16 protein-coding genes are annotated in these 17,542 nt (G+C 74.0%); 14 read left to right on the top strand and 2 right to left on the bottom strand.

The window, feature by feature from the left end; all coding sequences use genetic code 11:
* Positions 1-72 precede the first annotated feature (72 nt).
* Both ACQPY0_RS32405 and ACQPY0_RS32400 read left to right on the top strand, forming a co-directional pair.
* Positions 73-654, top strand: coding sequence for a hypothetical protein (locus tag ACQPY0_RS32405; RefSeq protein WP_432968968.1), 582 nt, complete (start codon positions 73-75; stop codon positions 652-654).
* A 60-nt stretch (positions 655-714) separates the two neighbouring features.
* Positions 715-1,395, top strand: a complete 681-nt coding sequence (locus ACQPY0_RS32400; RefSeq protein ID WP_432968965.1) for a DUF6518 family protein — start codon at positions 715-717, stop codon at positions 1,393-1,395.
* Here ACQPY0_RS32400 and ACQPY0_RS32395 read toward each other — a convergent pair.
* On the bottom strand, positions 1,392-1,940 hold the full coding sequence (locus ACQPY0_RS32395) for a hypothetical protein (protein ID WP_432968962.1): 549 nt from the start codon (positions 1,938-1,940) through the stop codon (positions 1,392-1,394). The two genes, ACQPY0_RS32400 and ACQPY0_RS32395, sit on opposite strands and share 4 nt — an antisense overlap.
* Before the next feature lie 134 nt (positions 1,941-2,074).
* Between ACQPY0_RS32395 and ACQPY0_RS32390 the strand changes: the two genes are divergently transcribed.
* Positions 2,075-2,278, top strand: coding sequence for a hypothetical protein (locus ACQPY0_RS32390; RefSeq protein WP_432968959.1), 204 nt, complete (start codon positions 2,075-2,077; stop codon positions 2,276-2,278).
* Here the strand turns inward: ACQPY0_RS32390 and ACQPY0_RS32385 are convergent.
* Complete coding sequence (locus tag ACQPY0_RS32385; RefSeq protein WP_432968956.1) at positions 2,265-2,972, bottom strand: YwiC-like family protein; 708 nt, start codon at positions 2,970-2,972, stop codon at positions 2,265-2,267. The two genes, ACQPY0_RS32390 and ACQPY0_RS32385, sit on opposite strands and share 14 nt — an antisense overlap.
* Positions 2,973-3,116: 144 nt before the next feature.
* Between ACQPY0_RS32385 and ACQPY0_RS32380 the strand changes: the two genes are divergently transcribed.
* From ACQPY0_RS32380 to ACQPY0_RS32330, 11 genes are all read left to right on the top strand, one after another.
* Complete coding sequence (locus ACQPY0_RS32380; protein ID WP_432968953.1) at positions 3,117-4,358, top strand: MFS transporter; 1,242 nt, start codon at positions 3,117-3,119, stop codon at positions 4,356-4,358.
* A complete protein-coding gene (locus ACQPY0_RS32375; protein WP_432968950.1) occupies positions 4,351-4,827 on the top strand; it encodes a hemerythrin domain-containing protein in 477 nt (158 codons plus the stop codon). The genes ACQPY0_RS32380 and ACQPY0_RS32375 overlap by 8 nt, the downstream gene beginning before the upstream one ends.
* 82 nt (positions 4,828-4,909) lie before the next feature.
* Positions 4,910-8,554: a nitrate reductase subunit alpha gene (locus ACQPY0_RS32370; protein WP_432995466.1), complete on the top strand. Its 3,645-nt coding sequence runs from the start codon at positions 4,910-4,912 to the stop codon at positions 8,552-8,554.
* Position 8,555: 1 nt separating this feature from the next.
* Positions 8,556-10,244, top strand: coding sequence for a nitrate reductase subunit beta (narH, locus tag ACQPY0_RS32365; protein WP_432968947.1), 1,689 nt, complete (start codon positions 8,556-8,558; stop codon positions 10,242-10,244).
* Between the two features lie 82 nt (positions 10,245-10,326).
* Entirely contained in the window at positions 10,327-10,941 is a 615-nt protein-coding gene (narJ, locus tag ACQPY0_RS32360; RefSeq protein WP_432968944.1) for a nitrate reductase molybdenum cofactor assembly chaperone, read from the top strand.
* Positions 10,938-11,657: a respiratory nitrate reductase subunit gamma gene (gene narI / locus ACQPY0_RS32355; RefSeq protein ID WP_432968941.1), complete on the top strand. Its 720-nt coding sequence runs from the start codon at positions 10,938-10,940 to the stop codon at positions 11,655-11,657. The genes narJ and narI overlap by 4 nt, the downstream gene beginning before the upstream one ends.
* Complete coding sequence (locus ACQPY0_RS32350; protein ID WP_432968938.1) at positions 11,654-12,865, top strand: molybdopterin molybdotransferase MoeA; 1,212 nt, start codon at positions 11,654-11,656, stop codon at positions 12,863-12,865. Before narI ends, ACQPY0_RS32350 begins: the two co-directional genes overlap by 4 nt.
* Positions 12,862-13,095: a cold-shock protein gene (locus tag ACQPY0_RS32345; RefSeq protein ID WP_432968935.1), complete on the top strand. Its 234-nt coding sequence runs from the start codon at positions 12,862-12,864 to the stop codon at positions 13,093-13,095. Before ACQPY0_RS32350 ends, ACQPY0_RS32345 begins: the two co-directional genes overlap by 4 nt.
* A 408-nt stretch (positions 13,096-13,503) precedes the next feature.
* Positions 13,504-14,076, top strand: coding sequence for a hypothetical protein (locus ACQPY0_RS32340; protein WP_432968932.1), 573 nt, complete (start codon positions 13,504-13,506; stop codon positions 14,074-14,076).
* Positions 14,077-14,221: 145 nt separating this feature from the next.
* Positions 14,222-16,387 carry an MMPL family transporter gene (locus ACQPY0_RS32335; RefSeq protein WP_432995464.1) on the top strand — a complete coding sequence of 722 codons (2,166 nt, stop codon included), beginning with the start codon at positions 14,222-14,224 and terminating at the stop codon, positions 16,385-16,387.
* A 6-nt stretch (positions 16,388-16,393) separates the two neighbouring features.
* Positions 16,394-17,539 (top strand): sensor histidine kinase, encoded by a 1,146-nt coding sequence (locus ACQPY0_RS32330; RefSeq protein WP_432968929.1) that lies wholly within the window; start codon positions 16,394-16,396, stop codon positions 17,537-17,539.
* The last annotated feature ends 3 nt before the right edge of the window (positions 17,540-17,542 follow it).

Raw genomic sequence — 17,542 nt, 5'->3', positions numbered from 1 at the left:
GGTCGCCGGTGCCATCGACCGGGCGGGCCGGGCCGCCGTTTGCGCTCGGCTGCGGTGGGTAGCGAGCCAGGCGTGACCGTTTCCCCGGTCGGCGGGCTCGACATGTGGGCCGTCCACAAGTTCGTGCGCGGGCGGCTCGACGACGGCGCTCAGGGGAGGCTCGCGCAGCAGGTGGCGTACCTGCTGGGGCAGGTCGAGCCGCCGTGCACGCCCGTCGCGTCGGGGGTGCGGCGGGTGATGGAGCATCTCGGCGGGGACACGGAGCTGCTGCGGTGGCTGGACCGGTTTCCGGGGCGGCCCCAGCTCGTGACCCGGACCCTCAACGCGGTCTCGCTGCTGGATCGGGTCGGTGACCAGCGGGCCGTCGTCCTCGCGCTGCGGGACCTGCGCGACGCCGAAGCGGACGCCCCCGGGCTGGTCGGGCACGTGGCGCCCGACACGGACGAAAGCCTGCTGGCCGGGATCTCCGGCGAGGTCAAGATGCTCGTCAAGGACGACCGGCTCGACGAGGCCGGGCGGCTGGCGCTCGCCGGCCTCGCGATGCTGCTCGAGGTCGCGCCGCGGCTGACCGGCGTGCCGGGCCTGGAAGGACTGAACTCGACCGCCGGGCAGGCGGCGCGAGCGCTGGACGAGGCGCTGCCGGCGAGCAGCTGAAGCGTTGCAGTTCCCGCAACGGGGCGGCGGATTCGGGGCGGGGCCGGGATCATGGCTTGCATGGTGGAGGCCCACAGCGGGACGCCGGCCCGGCAGCGCATCGGCATCGGCTGGCCGCTGACGGCGGGCGTGACGCTCGGCATCGCCTCGTTCTGTGCCGACCTGGCCGACGGCCCGCTGCGCACCGTGCTGCAGTTCGTCGCCAGCACCGGCTTCGCCTGGGGCTGCGCCGCGTTCGCCGCCGCCTTCCCGACCCGCACCCGGCGCGGCTCGGCGGCCGCCGCGGTCATCGTGCTGTGCACCGCGACCGGCTGCTACTACTGGCTGAACCTGCCGGGCGGGTTGCGCCCCGGCGGGGAGTTCGCGCCGCTACTGAAGGCGTTCGCGTACTGGATGCTGCTCTCCATCGCCGGCGGCGCCGTGCTCGGCGTGCTGGCCCACGCCGTGCGCACCGACACCGCCCGCCGCGCCGCGGCCGCCGCGGGCCTGGCCTGCGGCCTGCTGGCCGGGGCCGGGATCGCGATCGTCGCGTCCCGGCTGCTGGCCGGCGATATCGGCAGCGCCGGACTCAACGAGGGCCTGCTGCAGGCGGCCGCGGGCATCACGGTCGCCACCTGGTCCTTCGGCCGGCGCCGGGGACCGCGGGCGTGGCCGCACTACGCCGCGGCGGCGGCCCTGGCCTGCACGGCGGGCGCGCTGGCCTGGAGCGCCGTCGAGTCGGTCCCGGTCACCGGGTTTTAGACGACGGAGCCGGTGACGCGCAGCAGGTCGAGCTTGTCCGCGTCCGCGGAGCCGGCCGGGGCCGTGTAGACCACGATGCGCAGGTCGCAGCCGTGCGCGGTCAGCACGTCGCAGTCCAGGGTGACCGGGCCGACCACCGGGTGCGCGATCGTCTTGCGCTCGCTCCCGTGCGCCGCGACCGCCCCCGAGTCCCACAGCGCCGCGAACCTCGGGCTCTCGCCGCGCAGGGACGAGATCAGCGCGGCCAGCCGCCGGTCGTGCGGATGGGCGGCGGCGGTCGTGCGCAGATCGGCGACCAGCGCCGCCGGCAGGGTGCCCGCGCGCATGGCCGACATGTCGTCCGGCCGGGGCAGCGACGGGGCCGAGGTGAACACGGCCCGCAGCAGGTTGCGCTCCTCCCGCGCGGCGGCGGCCGGGTCGCCCAGCAGCGCCGCCCACAGCGGCGTCCAGGTCAGCAGGGTCCAGTCGGCGGCGAACACCGCCAGCGGCACGTTGCCGAGGCGGGCGGCGATCCGCGCGACGCCGGGCGGGATGTGGGTGCTCACGTCCCCGGCGGCCGGGGGCAGCAGACCGGCGGTGCGGTACAGGTGGTCGCGCTCGGCTGCGTCGAGTTGCAGCGCCCGGGCCAGCGCGGCGACGACCTGCGGCGACGGGTTGCGGGCGCGGCCCTGCTCGAGGCATGCCGGTGCTGACGCTCACGCCGCTGTCGGTCAACGCCCGCACCGCCGGAGCGCACCTGGCCCGGGTCGCGACCGGCCCGGCCGTGGGGCCGAGCGGGGCGTACGTGAACCTGGGCCGGGTCGAGCGCTCCTCGGACGCCTCCTACGACCACGGGCGCGAGCGGGAGCTGTGGGCGGCGGCCGGGGCGCTCACAGCGCCGTGACGCAGGCCAGCAGCAGCACGCAGTTGGCCATCTCCACCAGGCCGACCCGCTTCGGGGTCCAGCCGCGGCCCGGCAGCACCGCCGCCCGCACCAGCAGCCAGCCGAACAGCGGCACGGCCCACAGTGTCACCCACGCGGCCACGGCCAGTGCGACCGCGTGACAGGCGATCGACCAGCGCTTGAAGGCGGGGTTGCCGCGCTCGCGGATCATCGTCTTGACGTAGAGGACCGTGCCGGCGAAGTACCCCAGGCACAGCAGGAACGCGCCCAGCACCGTGGCCGGCGGTTTCCCGGCCACGGTCGCGACCACGAACACCATCAGGCAGCTCTGCAGCACCGAGGCGACGCCGCCCAGCAGGGCCCGCTCGCGGCGCCGGGCGGCGAACCAGGCGTTGGCGGCGACGAGGACGGCGTAGGCCGGGGCGTACCACAGCACCGCCGGGCGGGCCGCGACGACGGCGGCGGTCAGCACCCCGGCGACGGCGCCGTAGAGCAGCAACTGGGCGCGGTATCGGCCCGGGCGGCGGGTTTTGATCGCCAGGAACGCGAAGTAGGACAGCAGATATCCAGCGAGCCAGGCCCCGGCCAGGGGAAGATCGGGCCAGCGGCACCCGGCGGTGAGCAGCCCGGCCAGCAACGGCACGGCCAGCATCGCCCACGCGCCGTGCTGCGGTGGCACCCACTGTCGTCTCACGTACACCGACGCTAGGACGGCGCGGCCCGCCGCAGCAGCGCAGATCGGCCCGCCCGGGACAGGACCAAGGTCCCTGTTCAAGCCGTGCACAGGCAGGAACCCTGAGACAGTCCGGCAATTCGACACCCCGCAGTGGAGCGTACGATGAGCACACCCCAGCCACCCACGGTCACCGGAGGCCGGCGAGCGCTCATGCTCGCGCTGGCCACGGTCGGGTTCGCGGTCAATTTCTGGGCCTGGGCCCTGCTGAGCCCGCTCGCGCCGAAGTTCAAGGACGCGCTGCATCTGAGCTCGTTCCAGCAGGCGCTGCTGGTCGCGGTGCCGGTCGTCGTCGGTTCGATCGGCCGGATCCCGGTCGGCGCGCTGACCGACCGCTACGGCGGGCGGATCATGTTCCCGCTGGTCTCGCTGACCACGATCGTCCCGGTGCTCTACGTGGGCCTGGCCGGGCACACCTCGCTCGCGGGCCTGCTCGTCGGCGGGTTCTTCCTCGGCATCGGCGGCACCGCGTTCGCCGTGGGCGTGCCGTTCGTCAACAACTGGTTCCCGCCGCAGCGGCGGGGCCTGGCGGTCGGCGTCTTCGGTGCCGGCATGGGCGGCACCGCGATCAGCGCGCTGACCACCGTGAAGCTGGTCAACGCGGGCAGCACCGCCACGCCGTTCGTCGTCACCTCCGTCGTCCTGGCGTTGTACGCGCTCGTGAGCTGGCTGCTGCTGCGCGACGCCCCCGGGCGGGTCGTGCCGGCCGAGCCGCTGGCCCGGCGCCTGGCCGCGACCGCGCGGCTGCGCATCACCTGGCAGGCCGCCGTGCTCTACGCCGTCGCGTTCGGCGGCTACGTGGCGTTCTCCGTGTACCTGCCCGCCTACCTCAAGACCGCCTACGGCCTGACCCAGGCCGACGCGGCCAACCGGATGGCCGGGTTCGTGGTCCTCGCCGTCATCATGCGTCCCGTCGGCGGCTGGCTGTCCGACCGGATCCCCGCCACCCGGGTCCTGGCCGTCTCCCTCGCGGTCGTCGCCGCCGGCGCGGTCGTGCAGTCCTTCACGCCGGGCCTGGCGCCGCTGGGCACCATCGCGTTCCTGTCCATGGCCGCCGCGCTCGGCGCGGGCAGCGGCGCCACCTTCGCCCTGGTCGCCCAGCGGGCGCCGGCGAATATGGTCGGCTCGGTCACCGGCGTCGTCGGCGCGGCCGGCGGCCTGGGCGGGTTCGTCCCGCCGCTGGTCATGGGCGTGGTCTACGAGCAGTACGGCTCCTACGCCGCCGGCCTGGCCGCGCTGGTCGTGGTCGCGCTCGGCGCGCTGCTGCTGACCGTCACCGCCGTCGCGCACGGCACCGGCACCGAGCAGCCGGCCGCCCGCCGGACCCGCAAGACCGCGCATGTGTGAGTACTGCGGCTGCCAGGCCCTGGCCGCCATCGACGAGCTGACCCGCGAGCACGACCTGGTCGTCAACCTCATCGGCGAGGTGCGCGCGGCGCACCAGGCGGCCGATGCGGACCGGATGGCGGCGCTGGCCCGGCGCATCGCCGAGGTCCTCGGCCCGCACACCGAGGTCGAGGAGCAGGGCCTGTTCCCGGCGCTGGCCGGCGACTTCCCCGAGCACGTCGCCGCGCTGCAGTCCGAGCACCGCCGCGTCGAGGCGGTGCTCGGGGCCGCCGCGGACGGCACCCCCGCCGACCCGGCCTGGCCCCTGGATCTGCTGGACACCCTGGAGATGCTGCGCGAGCACATCCTCAAGGAGCAGGACGGCGTGTTCCCCGCGGCGCTGGCGGGCCTGAGCAACGAGGAGTGGGAGGCTGTGGACACGGTCCGGGCCAGGGTAGGCAGTGTTCGTGCCCATTCGGGGCTATTGTGAGGATCTACAAGATCGGAGGGGAGCGGACACTGTGAACAGCCGGACCAACCCCGTCGGCCTGGACGACGGCCTCGCCGACGCGCTGGTGTCGACACGGCGGTTCTTCACTCGCGGCGAGGTCTCGCCGGACCTGCGCACGCTGTATCAGATCGGCGGCCGCCAGGCCGACGCGTTCTACCGGGACCGCTGGGCGCACGACAAGGTGGTGCGCTCCACGCACGGGGTCAACTGCACCGGGTCGTGCTCCTGGAAGGTGTACGTCAAGGACGGCATCATCACCTGGGAGTCGCAGCAGACCGACTATCCGAGCGTGGGCCCCGACCGGCCGGAGTACGAGCCGCGTGGCTGCCCGCGCGGCGCCGCCTTCTCCTGGTACACCTACTCGCCCACCCGCGTGCGCTACCCGTACGTCCGCGGGGTGCTGCTGGAGCTCTACCGGGCGGCGAAGGCCGCCAACGGCGGCGACCCGGTCGCGGCCTGGGCCGCCGTGGTCAGCGACCCGGAGCAGGCCCGCCGCTACAAGTCCGTCCGCGGCAAGGGCGGCCTGGTCCGGGCCACCTGGGACGAGGCGGTGGAGATGATCGCCGCCGCGCACGTGCACACCATCCAGAAGTACGGCCCCGACCGCCTGGCCGGCTTCTCGCCCATCCCCGCGATGTCGATGGTGTCGCACGCGGCCGGCGCCCGGTTCTACAACCTCATCGGCGGCGCGATGCTGTCGTTCTACGACTGGTACGCCGACCTGCCCGTCGCCTCCCCGCAGGTGTTCGGCGACCAGACCGACGTGCCGGAGTCCGGCGACTGGTGGGACGCCGGCTACCTCATCATGTGGGGCTCCAACCTGCCGGTGACCCGCACCCCGGACGCGCACTGGATGGCCGAGGCCCGTTACCGGGGCCAGAAGGTCGTCGCGGTCGCCCCCGACTACGCCGACAACGTCAAGTTCGCCGACGAGTGGCTGCCCGCCCAGCCCGGCACCGACGGCGCCCTGGCCATGGCGATGGGCCACGTCGTGCTGAAGGAGTTCTTCGTCGAGCGCCAGGTGCCGTACTTCACCGACTACGTGCGCCGCTACACCGACCTGCCGTTCCTGGTGACCCTCGACGACCTCGGCGACGGCACCTACCGGCCGGGCAAGATGCTCACCGCCGCCGACCTGCCCGGCGCGCTCGCCGAGACCGAGCACGCCGCGTTCAAGACGGTGCTGCTCGACGAGGACGGGATGCCGGTCGTGCCCAACGGGTCGCTCGGTTTCCGCTACGGCGAGGCGGGCGCCGGGCGGTGGAACCTCGACCTCGGCGACGTCCAGCCCCGGCTGTCGCTCTTCGGCGGCGACACGGCCGCGGTCACGCTGCCCCGCTTCGACACCCCGAAGGGCGCCGCCGAGCCGATCCGTCGCGGGGTGCCGGTGCGGCGCGTCGGCGAGCACCTGGTCACCACCGTCTTCGACCTGCTGCTGGCGCAGTACGGTGTCGCGCGCGACGGGCTGCCCGGGCAATGGCCGAGCGGCTACGACGACGCCACCCAGCCGTACACCCCGGCCTGGCAGGAGACGATCACCGGCGTGCCCGCCCCCGCCGCGGCCCGCATCGCCCGCGAGTTCGCCGCGAACGCCGAGGAGTCCAAGGGCCGCTCCATGATCATCATGGGTGCGGGGACCAACCACTGGTTCCACTCCGACACCATCTACCGCTCGTTCCTGACGCTCACGACGCTGACCGGCTGCCAGGGCGTCAACGGCGGCGGCTGGGCGCACTACGTCGGGCAGGAGAAGGTCCGCCCGATCACCGGCTACAGCGTGCTCGGCACGGCGGCGGACTGGTCGCGGCCCGGCCGGCAGATGATCCAGACGGCGTACTGGTATCTGCACACCGACCAGTACCGCTACGACCCGTTCTCCGCCGCCACCCTGGCTGCCGGCACCGACGGCGGCGCGTTCGCCGGCCGCACCACCGCCGACCTCATCGCCGCCTCGGCGCGGATGGGCTGGATGCCGTCCTTCCCGCAGTTCGACCGCAACCCGCTCGACCTCGCCGACGAGGCCGCCGCGGCCGGGGCAGGCGTCGCCGAGCACGTCGTGGGGGAGCTCAAGGCGGGCCGGCTGCGCTTCGCCTGCGAGGACCCCGACGCCCCGGAGAACTTCCCGCGGGTGCTGACGATCTGGCGGGCGAACCTGCTCGGCTCGTCGGCGAAGGGCAACGAGTACTTCCTGCGCCACCTGCTCGGCACCGACCACGCCGTACGGGCGCAGGAGGCCCCGCCCGGAGCCCGGCCGCGCGACGTCGTGTGGCGCGACGAGGCCCCGACCGGCAAGCTGGACCTGCTGGTGTCACTGGACTTCCGGATGACGTCCACCACGGTGTACTCCGACGTCGTGCTGCCCGCCGCGACGTGGTACGAGAAGCACGACCTGAACACCACCGACATGCACCCGTTCGTGCACTCGTTCAACCCCGCGATCGCCCCGCCGTGGCAGACCCGCACCGACTGGGACGCGTTCATGGCCATCGCCCGGGCGTTCAGCACGCTGGCCGCCGGGCGGCTCGGCACCCGCACCGACGTCGTCGCCGCGCCACTGCTGCACGACACCCCGGACGAGCTGGCCTACCCGCACGGCCGGGTCGTGGACTGGAAGGCCGGCGACTGCGAGCCGGTCCCGGGCCGCACGATGCCGAAGCTGGTCCCGGTCGAGCGCGACTACGCCGCGATCGCCGACAAGATGGCCTCGCTCGGCCCGCTGCTGGACACCATGGGCGCGACCACCAAGGGCGTCACGTTCCGCGTCGAGCGAGAGCTGGACTACCTGCGCCGCAAGAACGGCGTGGTCCGCGGCGGGGTCGCCGACGGCCGCCCGTCGATCGCCCGGGACGTGCAGGCCTGCGAGGCGATCCTGGCGCTGTCCGGCACCACCAACGGCCACCTCGCCACCCAGGGCTTCCGTCAGCTGGAGCGGCAGACCGGGATGCGCCTGGCGGACCTGGCCGCCGAGCACGAGGGCAAGCAGATCACGTTCGCCGACACCCAGTCCCGCCCGACGCCGGTCATCACGTCGCCGGAGTGGTCCGGGTCGGAGGCCGGCGGGCGGCGCTACTCGCCGTTCGTCATCAACGTCGAGCGACTCAAGCCCTGGCACACCCTCACCGGCCGGCAGCACTTCTACCTCGACCACGACTGGATGGCCGAGCTCGGCGAGTGGATGCCGACGTACCGCCCGCCGCTGAACATGCACGCGCTGTTCGGCGAGCCCCGGGTAGGCGAGAAGGGCGAGCTGGGCATCACGGTGCGGTACCTGACCCCGCACAACAAGTGGTCGATCCACTCGGAGTACCAGGACAACCTGTTCATGCTCTCGCTCTCGCGCGGCGGGCAGACGATCTGGATGTCCAAGGAGGACGCCGCGAAGATCGGCGTGCGCGACAACGACTGGATCGAGGCGGTCAACCGCAACGGCGTCGTCGTCGCCCGTGCGATCGTGTCGCACCGCATGCCCGAGGGCACCGTGTACATGCACCACGCCCAGGACCGGCTCATCGACGTGCCCCGCACCGAGACCAACGGCCGGCGCGGCGGCATCCACAACTCCCTGACTCGGCTGCTCATCAAGCCCACCCATCTCGTCGGCGGATACGCGCAGCTGTCGTTCGCCTTCAACTATCTCGGCCCGACCGGCAACCAGCGCGACGAGGTGACCGTCATCCGGCGCCGCTCGCAGGATGTGGAGTACTGACATGCGCGTGATGGCGCAGATGGCGATGGTGATGAACCTCGACAAGTGCATCGGCTGCCACACCTGCTCGGTCACCTGCAAGCAGGCGTGGACCAACCGCACCGGCGTCGAGTACGTGTGGTTCAACAACGTCGAGACCCGGCCCGGCCAGGGCTACCCGCGCCGGTACGAGGACCAGGAGACGTGGAAGGGCGGCTGGACCCTCAACCGCCGCGGCCGGCTGACCCTCAAGGGCGGCGGGCGGTTCAAGAAGCTGCTGACCATCTTCTCCAACCCGAAGCTGCCCGCGATCGACGACTACTACGAACCGTGGACCTACGACTACGAGACGCTCACCAACGCGCCGCTGCAGGAGCACACCCCGGTCGCCCGGCCCAAGTCGCTGCTGTCGGGGCGGGACATGAAGATCTCCTGGTCGGCGAACTGGGACGACGACCTCGCCGGCGCGCCCGACCACGGCGACAAGGACGTGCTGCTCAAGGGCATCGCCGACAAGGTGAAGTTCGAGTTCGAGCAGACCTTCATGTTCTACCTGCCGCGCATCTGCGAGCACTGCCTCAACCCGTCCTGCGCCGCCTCCTGCCCGTCCGGGGCGATCTACAAGCGCGAGGAGGACGGCATCGTCCTGGTGGACCAGGACCGCTGCCGGGGCTGGCGGATGTGCGTCTCCGGCTGCCCTTACAAGAAGGTGTACTTCAACCACCGCACCGGCAAGGCCGAGAAGTGCACGTTCTGCTTCCCCCGCATCGAGGTCGGCATCCCCACCGTGTGCTCGGAGACCTGCGTCGGGCGGCTGCGGTACATCGGGCTGATGCTCTACGACGCCGACGCCGTCCTCGCCGCCGCCTCCACAGTGGACGAGCACGACCTCTACGAGGCGCAGCGCAAGGTGTTCCTGGACCCCGACGACCCCGCCGTGGTCGCGGCCGCCGAGCGGGCCGGCATCCCGCCGGACTGGATCGAGGCGGCCCGCCGCTCGCCCGTCCACGCGCTCATCAACCGGTTCAAGGTGGCGCTGCCGCTGCACCCGGAGTACCGCACCATGCCCATGGTCTGGTACATCCCGCCCCTGTCGCCGGTCGTCGACGTCGTGCGCGACACCGGCCACGACGCCGAGGACCGCGGCAACCTCTTCGCCGCCATCGAGGCGCTGCGCATCCCGGTCGACTACCTGGCCCAGCTGTTCACCGCCGGCGACCCGGCCCCCGTCGACGCGGTGCTGCGCCGGCTGGCCGCGATGCGCTCGTACATGCGCGACATCAACCTCGGCCGCGACCCGGACGAGTCGATCGCCGCCGCGGTCGGCATGACCGGCGAGCAGGTCTACGACATGTACCGGCTGCTGGCCCTGGCCAAGTACGACGAGCGGTACGTCATCCCGCCCGCCCACGCCGAGCAGGCCCACGGCCTCGAGGAGCTGGCCACCGGGTGCTCGCTGGACTACGAGGGCGGGCCCGGCATGGGCGGCTCGGGCCCGTTCGGCGAGGCGTCCGGCGGCCCGGCCCCGATCGCGGTGGAGAACTTCCGGATGCTGCGCGAGCGGCAGACCTCCGACACGATCGTCGACCCGGCCGACAAGCACCGCCGCGTCAACCTGCTCAACTGGGACGGCAAGGGCCGCCCGGAGGGGCTGTTCCCAGCCCGAGCCAACGGCGCCAACCCGGACAACGGCAACGGGGCGAAGCCGTGAGCGGTCCGGAGCGGAGCGGAGGGGCCGCTCACCATGGGTTCAGTTTCCTCGCGTCGGCGCCGGAGCTTGCGGAGGTGCCGGCGTGAACGCCGCCGCCTGGCAGGCCCAGTCGCTGCTGCTGGGCTACCCCGACGAGCAGCTCAGGAGCCGGCTGGACCTGCTGCGCCGGGTCGCCGCCGCGCTGGCCGAGCCGGTCGGCGCGCCGCTGCGGCGGTTCACCGACCACCTGGAGCGCACGCCGCTGCCGCAGCTGGCCGCCGACTACGTGGCCACGTTCGACCACCGCAAGCGCTGCTGCCTGTTCCTGACGTACTACGCCCACGGCGACACCCGCAACCGCGGGATGGCCCTGCTGCGGCTCAAGCAGACCTACGCCGCCGCCGGGCTGCGCCTCACCGACGAGGAGCTGCCCGACCACCTCGCCGTCGTGCTCGAGTTCGCCGCCGCGAACCCGGACACCGGAGCCGCGCTGCTCACCGAGCACCGGGCCGGCCTGGAGCTGCTGCGCGCCGCCCTGCGCGACGCCGGTTCGCCGTGGGTGGCCGTGCTCGACTCGGTGTCGGCGACCCTGCCGGCCCTCGGCGGCGACGAGCACGCCGCCGTCGCCCGCCTCGCCGCCCAGGGCCCGCCGGCCGAGCAGGTCGGGCTGGCCCCGTTCGCCCCGCCCGAGTACATGCCGCAGGGAGCGTCGCGATGAACGTGCTGCTGTGGGTCGTCGTCCCCTACGTGGCGATCACCGTCTTCGTCGTCGGGCACGTCTGGCGGTACCGCTACGACAAGTTCGGCTGGACCACCCGCTCCTCCCAGCTCTACGAGCGGCGGCTGCTGCGGCTGGGCAGCCCGATGTTCCACTTCGGCATCCTGCTCGTGGCGCTCGGGCACGTCGGCGGCCTGCTCATCCCGGAGTCGTGGACCGACGCGGCCGGCGTCAGCGAGGCCGCCTACCACGCCGTGGCGGTCGGCCTCGGCACCGTCGCCGGCTTCCTGACCCTCGCCGGCGCCGCGATCCTGGTCTACCGCCGCCGCACCGTCGGCCCGGTGTTCTCGGCCACCACCACCAACGACAAGATCATGTACGTGCTGCTCGTCGGCACGATCGTGCTCGGCCTCGGCACCACCGTCCTGGGCAACCTCACCGGCCACCCGCACGACTACCGCCAGACCGTCTCGCCCTGGTTCCGCTCCATCTTCTACCTGCACCCCGACCCGGACCTGATGGCGGCGGCGCCGATCGGGTTCCGGCTGCACGCCCTGGCCGCCTTCACGCTGTTCGCGTTCTGGCCCTTCAGCCGCCTGGTGCACGTCTTCTCGGCCCCGCTGGGCTACCTGACCCGGCCGTACATCGTCTACCGCAGCCGCGACCGGCAGCTCGGCGCCCGCCCGGTCCGCCGCGGCTGGGAGCGCGTCCAGTGACGATCCACTCGCTGCGGGCCGGGGCCGCGATCGCGGACCTGCCCTGGCGGACGGCCCGCGACACCGCCCGCGGGCTCCCGCGCCCGCTGGGCCCCGAGGAGGTCGCGCTGGCGACCGCCGCGGGCCGGATCCTCGCCGCGCCGGTCCGTGCGCTGGCGCCGCTGCCCGGCTGCGACACGGCCGCGATGGACGGCTACGCGGTGCGCGGGCCCGGCCCGTGGCGCGTCGTCGGCCGCCGCCTGGCCGGCTCCACGGCATCGCTGGTGCTCGCCCCGGGCACCGCGGTCGAGATCGCCACGGGCGCCCCGGTTCCGGCCGGGGCGGCGGCGGTCGTGCCGTACGAGGAGTGCCGCCGCGACGGGGAACACGTCATGAGCGAGCGGCGCGCCCGGACGCACATCCGGCGGGCCGGCGAGGACGCCCGGCCCGGCGAGGAGCTGGTGCCGGCCGGGCGGCGGGTGACCTCAGCCGTCCTCGGCGCCGCGGCGCAGGCCGGGCACGACACGCTCACGGTGTACCGCCGGCCGGCGGTCCGGCTCGTCGTCACCGGCGACGAGATCGTCCACTCCGGGGTGCCGAGCCCCGGGCTGGTCCGCGACGCCTTCGGGCCCGCGGTTTCGGCGATCGTCGCGGGCTCGGGCGGTACGACATCCGCTGTTGCCTTCGCCCCTGACGACCGCGCCACCCTGCATGCGGCCGTCACCGCGCCCGGTGCCGACGTCGTCGTGGTGACCGGGTCGTCCTCCGTCGGGGCGGCCGACCACCTGCACCGGGTCCTGGCCGACCTGGGCGCCGCCTGGCACGTTGACGGGGTGCTGTGCCGGCCGGGCCACCCGCAGCTGCTGGCGAGCCTGCCCGGCGGCGCGTGGGTCGTGGGGCTGCCCGGCAACCCGTTCGCGGGATTGGTCGCCGCGGTCACGCTCCTGCAGCCGCTGCTGGAGGCGCTGACCGGCACCACCGCCGCGCCCACGGTCCGGCTGCCGGTCACCGGCGCGTGCAAGGTGCCCGAGCACGGCGTGCGGATCGTGCCGGTGCGCCTGGAGACCACGCACGCCGAGATCGTGACCGCGGCCCGCCCGGCCAGCCTGCGCGCCGCCGCGACGGCCGACGCCCTGGCCGTCATCGAGCCCGGCTGGACCGGCGGCGCCCCCGCCGACCTCCTGCTGCTGCACGAGTCCGGGCCCGGTCCCGCGGTGCCGACGACGTGAACAGCCCGAAGCGCACCGGCACGACAACGGCCACCACGCGGCAGTGGCGAGCCGAAGAGGGCTGGGGAATCCTCGACTCACCCGATACCCCCGGCGGATGCTGGGTGCACTACAGCCACATCGACATGCCGGGTTACCGGGCCCTGGCCGCGGGACAAGTAGTCCGACTCGACTGGGAATCCCCTGGCCAGGACGGCTACGACTATCGCGCCGTCCGGGTCGTTCCGTAAATCGGAGCGGCTCCGGGGACACAGCCACGGGTCAGGTGGCCTGATCGCGGCGGCGACGCGAGCGGCGCGGGTGCCGGCGACCGCCACCGCGGCCGCGTTCGTGGCCACCACGATGCCGATGCCGAGCCACACGTGCGTCCCCCACCCGTGCGCGCGGCGAGGCCTCGACGGAGGTCGTCCTGCCGCGTGTCTCGCCGCTGGCCCGGCTCACCGAAGGACTCGCCGAGCGCTGAGCGCGGACGGGTCGTCGCCGAGGCGCACCCGGCGTCGACCGGGTGGTGGACGGGGCCGACGTCCAGCCGCGCCACGATCCGCCGGGGCCGTGGACCGACGCCGCCGCGGCGGACCTGCTCGCGATCCGCTGATCGAATCCGCTTCCGGATGGCCGGTGCTGGGCACCATGGACACATGCCACTGTCGCTGCATTCCCGCCTCGCACACGTCGTCGACCTCGCCACGTCCGCCGCCGGGACGGCGCTCGGCGCCGCGGCCGCCGTGGTCGCGCTGCCGGGACGGATGGTGCGGCTCGTCGACGGGGCCGAGCTGCTGCTGGTACGGGCCACCGCGACGCTCGACGCCGCGGACAAGGCGATCGGCGAGGCGCGGGCCGTCACCACCTCGGCGGCGGGCCTCGTCGAGGAGGCGGCCCGCACATCGGCCGCCGCCGCCACCGTCGTCGGGCAGGCGGCCCGGACGTCCACGACCGCGGAAGGTCTGCTCACCGCCTACGAGCCGCCCCTGCGCCAATTCGTCGACGAGCTCTCGGCCGAGGAGGTCGACGCCGCGATCCGCTTGATCGACGAGCTGCCGCGGCTGGCACACCACCTCAACACCGACATCATGCCGATCCTCGCCACCCTCGACCGGGTCGGCCCCGACATCCACGAGCTGCTCAACGTCACCCGCGACCTGCGTCAGGCGATCGTCGGGCTGCCGGGCTTCGCGATGCTGCGCCGCCGCGGCGCCGCCGGCGAGAGCTGACCTACTGCCGCTGCAGTAGTCCGGCGCGGCCGATGCGGTGCGGATCGTGTAGTGCAGAGCCGTCAGCCGCACGAAGACACGGGCCGGTCCCGGGCCCGATGGTGAGGTCTCCAGGAATTCAGGATGGAGACGCTCTGTGGCAGCGATGCTGGCCCGGCTCGGCCGGATGTGTTTCAGACGCCGGGTTCCGGTGGTCCTCGTGTGGCTCGCGATCCTCGCCGGGGCGACCGTCGCCGGGCTGACCGCTCCCTCGGTCCCGGACGACGACTTCGCGATCCCCGGCGTCGAGTCGCAGCGGGCCTTCGACGTGCTGCAGGACCGGTTCCCCGGGCTCACGGCCGACGCCGGCGGGGCGACGGTGGTGTTCGTGGCCCCGGCCGGCGAGAAAGTGACCGCGGAGCCGTACCGGTCGGCTGTCGAGTCGGCGGTGCGGCAGCTGTCCGGCGGCCGGCAGGTGGCGATGGTGGGCGACCCGTTCGAGGGCGGCGGCGTGAGCCGCGACGAGTCCGCGGCCTACGCGAGCGTGACCTACTCCGTCGTGGCGAGCCGGGTCACGGACGCCAGCCGCGCGCAGATCGCCGCCGCGGTCACGGCCGCCCGCAGCGCCGGGCTGACGGCCGACGCCGGCGGCAGCGCCCTGGAGGGCGGGGGCGACGGCCCGGCGGGCGTCGCCGAGCTCGTTGCCGTCGGCCTGGCCGCCGTGGTCCTGCTGATCACGCTGGGGTCGCTGGTCGCCGCGGGGCTGTCGCTGCTGACCGCGTTGCTCGGGGTCGCGGTGACCATGCTGACGATCCTCGCGCTCAGCCACGCGCTCGGCCTGTCCGCGACCACCGGCACCCTCGCCCTCATGCTGGGCCTCGCGGTCGGCATCGACTACGCGCTGTTCGTGGTCTCCCGCTACCGCGAGGAGCGGGCCCGGGGCCTGCCCGCGGCCGAGGCCGTGGCCCTCGCGGCCGGCACCGCGGGTTCGGCCGTGGCCTTCGCCGGGCTGACCGTGGTGATCGCGCTGGGCGGCCTGGCGGTCGTCGGCATCCCGATGCTGACCAAGATGGGGCTGACCGCTGTGGGTGCGGTGGTCGTGGCGGTGCTCATCGCGCTCACCCTCGTGCCGGCCGTCCTCGGGTTCGTGCCCGACCGGGTGCTGTCCCGCGCGGCCCGCCGTACACCCGGGAATGTCGCCGGTGGCCGGGGCGGGCGGCGGTGGGCGCGGTTCGTGCTGCGGCACCCGATGGCGGTCCTGACCCTCGGGGTGGCGCTGCTCGGGGCGGCGGCGCTGCCCGCCGCCGGGCTGCGGCTGGGCATGCCCGGGGACGAGGCCAAGCCGACCTCGACCACCGAGCGCCGGGCGTACGACGCCCTGGCCAAGGCCTTCGGCCCCGGGTTCAACGGCCCGCTGATGTTCGTGGTCGACGCCAGGGGCGCGGCCGACCCGCAGACGGCGGCCGCCGCGATCGCCGACCGGGTGGCCCGGGTGAACGCGATCGTGGAGGTGTCGCCGCCGCACTTCAACGACGCCGGGGACACCGCGATCTTCGAGGCGGTCCCGGCCACCAGCCCGACCGACGCGGCGACCATGGACCTCGTCCGCGACCTGCGGGCGGCGCGCCCCCGGCTGACCGCCGGCACGGGCGCGACGTTCCAGGTCACCGGGACCACCGCGGTCAACATCGACATGGCCGGCAAGATCCAGGGGGCGCTGGTGCCCTACCTGGCCACCGTGGTCGGGCTCGCCGTCCTGGTGCTGCTGGTCGTGTTCCGGTCGATCCTGGTCCCCGTCAAGGCGGCCCTGGGGTTCCTGCTCTCGGTGCTGGCCGCCCTGGGCGTCCTCGTCCTCGTCTTCCAGCAGGGGTACGCCGCGGACCTGCTCGGAGTCGCGCAGACCGGCCCGATCATGAGCGCGGTGCCGATCTTCCTGGTCGGGATCGTGTTCGGGCTCGCCATGGACTACGAGGTGTTCCTGGTGTCGCGGATGCGGGAGGCGTACGTCCACGGCGAGGCGCCCGGCCCGGCGATCGAGACCGGATTCCGGCACAGCGCCCGGGTCGTGGTCGCGGCCGCGCTCATCATGATGGCCGTCTTCGGCGGGTTCATCAGCGAGCCGGACCAGTTCATCAAGATGATCGGCCTCAGCCTGGCCACCGCGGTGCTGTGCGACGCGTTCGTGGTCCGCATGGCGATCGTCCCGGCCGTCCTGGCGCTCTTCGGCCGCCGCGCCTGGTGGCTGCCGCGCCGGCTCGACCGCGTCCTGCCGCGGGTCGACGTCGAGGGCGAGCGCCTGGAACGGGAACCCGTGGTCCTGGCCGGGAGATAATCGGGCGTGGGCACACGCAGCATGCGGCTGACCGACGCGACCGTCGCGGTCGCGCTGTTCGGCGCCGCGGTGCTCGGGGCACACCTCGTCGCCCCGGACGAGGGCCGCGTGGCCGGCGCCTGGATCGCCGACGTGCTGTCCGCGATCGCGTGCCTGGCGCTGCTGGCGGTGCGGCGGCGCCCGCGCGGCGCGGTCGCGGTGACCACGCTCGGCGCCGTCGTGCTGGGCTGCCTCGGCTTCCTGCTCACCCCGCTGCTGCTGGGCCCGGTGATGGTCGCGCTGTACTGGCTCGCCTTCCTGGTTCCCGCCCGGGCCGCCCGGTTGTACGGCGGCGTCGCGACCGCGCTGGTCGTCGGCGCCGCCGTCGGGATCGACGATCTCGACGCGTCGGTGCTGTTGCGCATCACCGGCCCCGCGCTGTGGCTGCTGCTTCCGCTGACCCTGGGCAGCCGGTCCCGGCTCCGCCAGGCCTACCTCGACGCCGTGCACGCCCGCGCCGAGCACGCCGAGCGGACCCGCGAGGAGGAGGCCCGGCTGCGGGTCACCGAGGAGCGCCTGCGCATCGCCCGGGACCTGCACGACGTGGTGGCCCACCACATGGCCGTGGCCAACGCCCAGGCCGGTACCGCCGCCCACCTGTTCACCACGAACCCCGCGCTCACCCGCCAGCTGCTCGCCGACCTCCAGGTCACCACGTCCTCGGTCATGCTCGAGCTGCGCGACACCGTCGGCGTCCTGCGCGGCGCCGGCGGCGCCGACCCGATCGAACCCGCGCCGGGGCTGGCCCGGCTCCCGGACCTGCTGCAGACGTGCCGGTCGGCCGGGCTCACCGTCACGGCGGCGACCGAGGGTGAGCCGCAGGACCTGCCGCCCGGGATCGACCTCACCGCCTATCGGATCATCCAGGAAGCCCTGACGAACGCCACCAAGTACGCCGCGCCGGCGACCGCCACCCTGCGCCTGCGCTACGGCGGCGGCACCCTCACCATCACGGTGGCCAACGACACCCGCGACGCTCGTGGTCCGGGTGGCCCGGACGGCTTCGGCATCATCGGGATGCGGGAGCGCGCCCACGCGGTCGGCGGCCGGCTGCGGGTCCTCGACGGCGGCGGCCGCTTCGAGCTCGTGACCGTCCTGCCCCTGCGCGGGTGACCC

Origin of the sequence: Dactylosporangium sp. CA-233914, from assembly GCF_050942935.1 — a bacterium.
Lineage (GTDB): Bacteria > Actinomycetota > Actinomycetes > Mycobacteriales > Micromonosporaceae > Dactylosporangium.
Note: the sequence above shows the minus strand (reverse complement) of the source record. Positions and strands in the feature narration are given on the sequence as shown.

What these genes read in the sequence shown, in the direction of transcription:
- ACQPY0_RS32400 (WP_432968965.1), top strand. Translation starts at nt 715, where the DNA reads ATGGTGGAGGCCCACAGCGGGACGCCGGCCCGGCAGCGCATCGGCATC.
- ACQPY0_RS32390 (WP_432968959.1), top strand. Translation starts at nt 2,075, where the DNA reads ATGCCGGTGCTGACGCTCACGCCGCTGTCGGTCAACGCCCGCACCGCC.
- ACQPY0_RS32380 (WP_432968953.1), top strand. Translation starts at nt 3,117, where the DNA reads ATGAGCACACCCCAGCCACCCACGGTCACCGGAGGCCGGCGAGCGCTC.
- ACQPY0_RS32375 (WP_432968950.1), top strand. Translation starts at nt 4,351, where the DNA reads ATGTGTGAGTACTGCGGCTGCCAGGCCCTGGCCGCCATCGACGAGCTG.
- narH (WP_432968947.1), top strand. Translation starts at nt 8,556, where the DNA reads ATGCGCGTGATGGCGCAGATGGCGATGGTGATGAACCTCGACAAGTGC.
- narI (WP_432968941.1), top strand. Translation starts at nt 10,938, where the DNA reads ATGAACGTGCTGCTGTGGGTCGTCGTCCCCTACGTGGCGATCACCGTC.
- ACQPY0_RS32340 (WP_432968932.1), top strand. Translation starts at nt 13,504, where the DNA reads ATGCCACTGTCGCTGCATTCCCGCCTCGCACACGTCGTCGACCTCGCC.
- ACQPY0_RS32335 (WP_432995464.1), top strand. Translation starts at nt 14,222, where the DNA reads ATGCTGGCCCGGCTCGGCCGGATGTGTTTCAGACGCCGGGTTCCGGTG.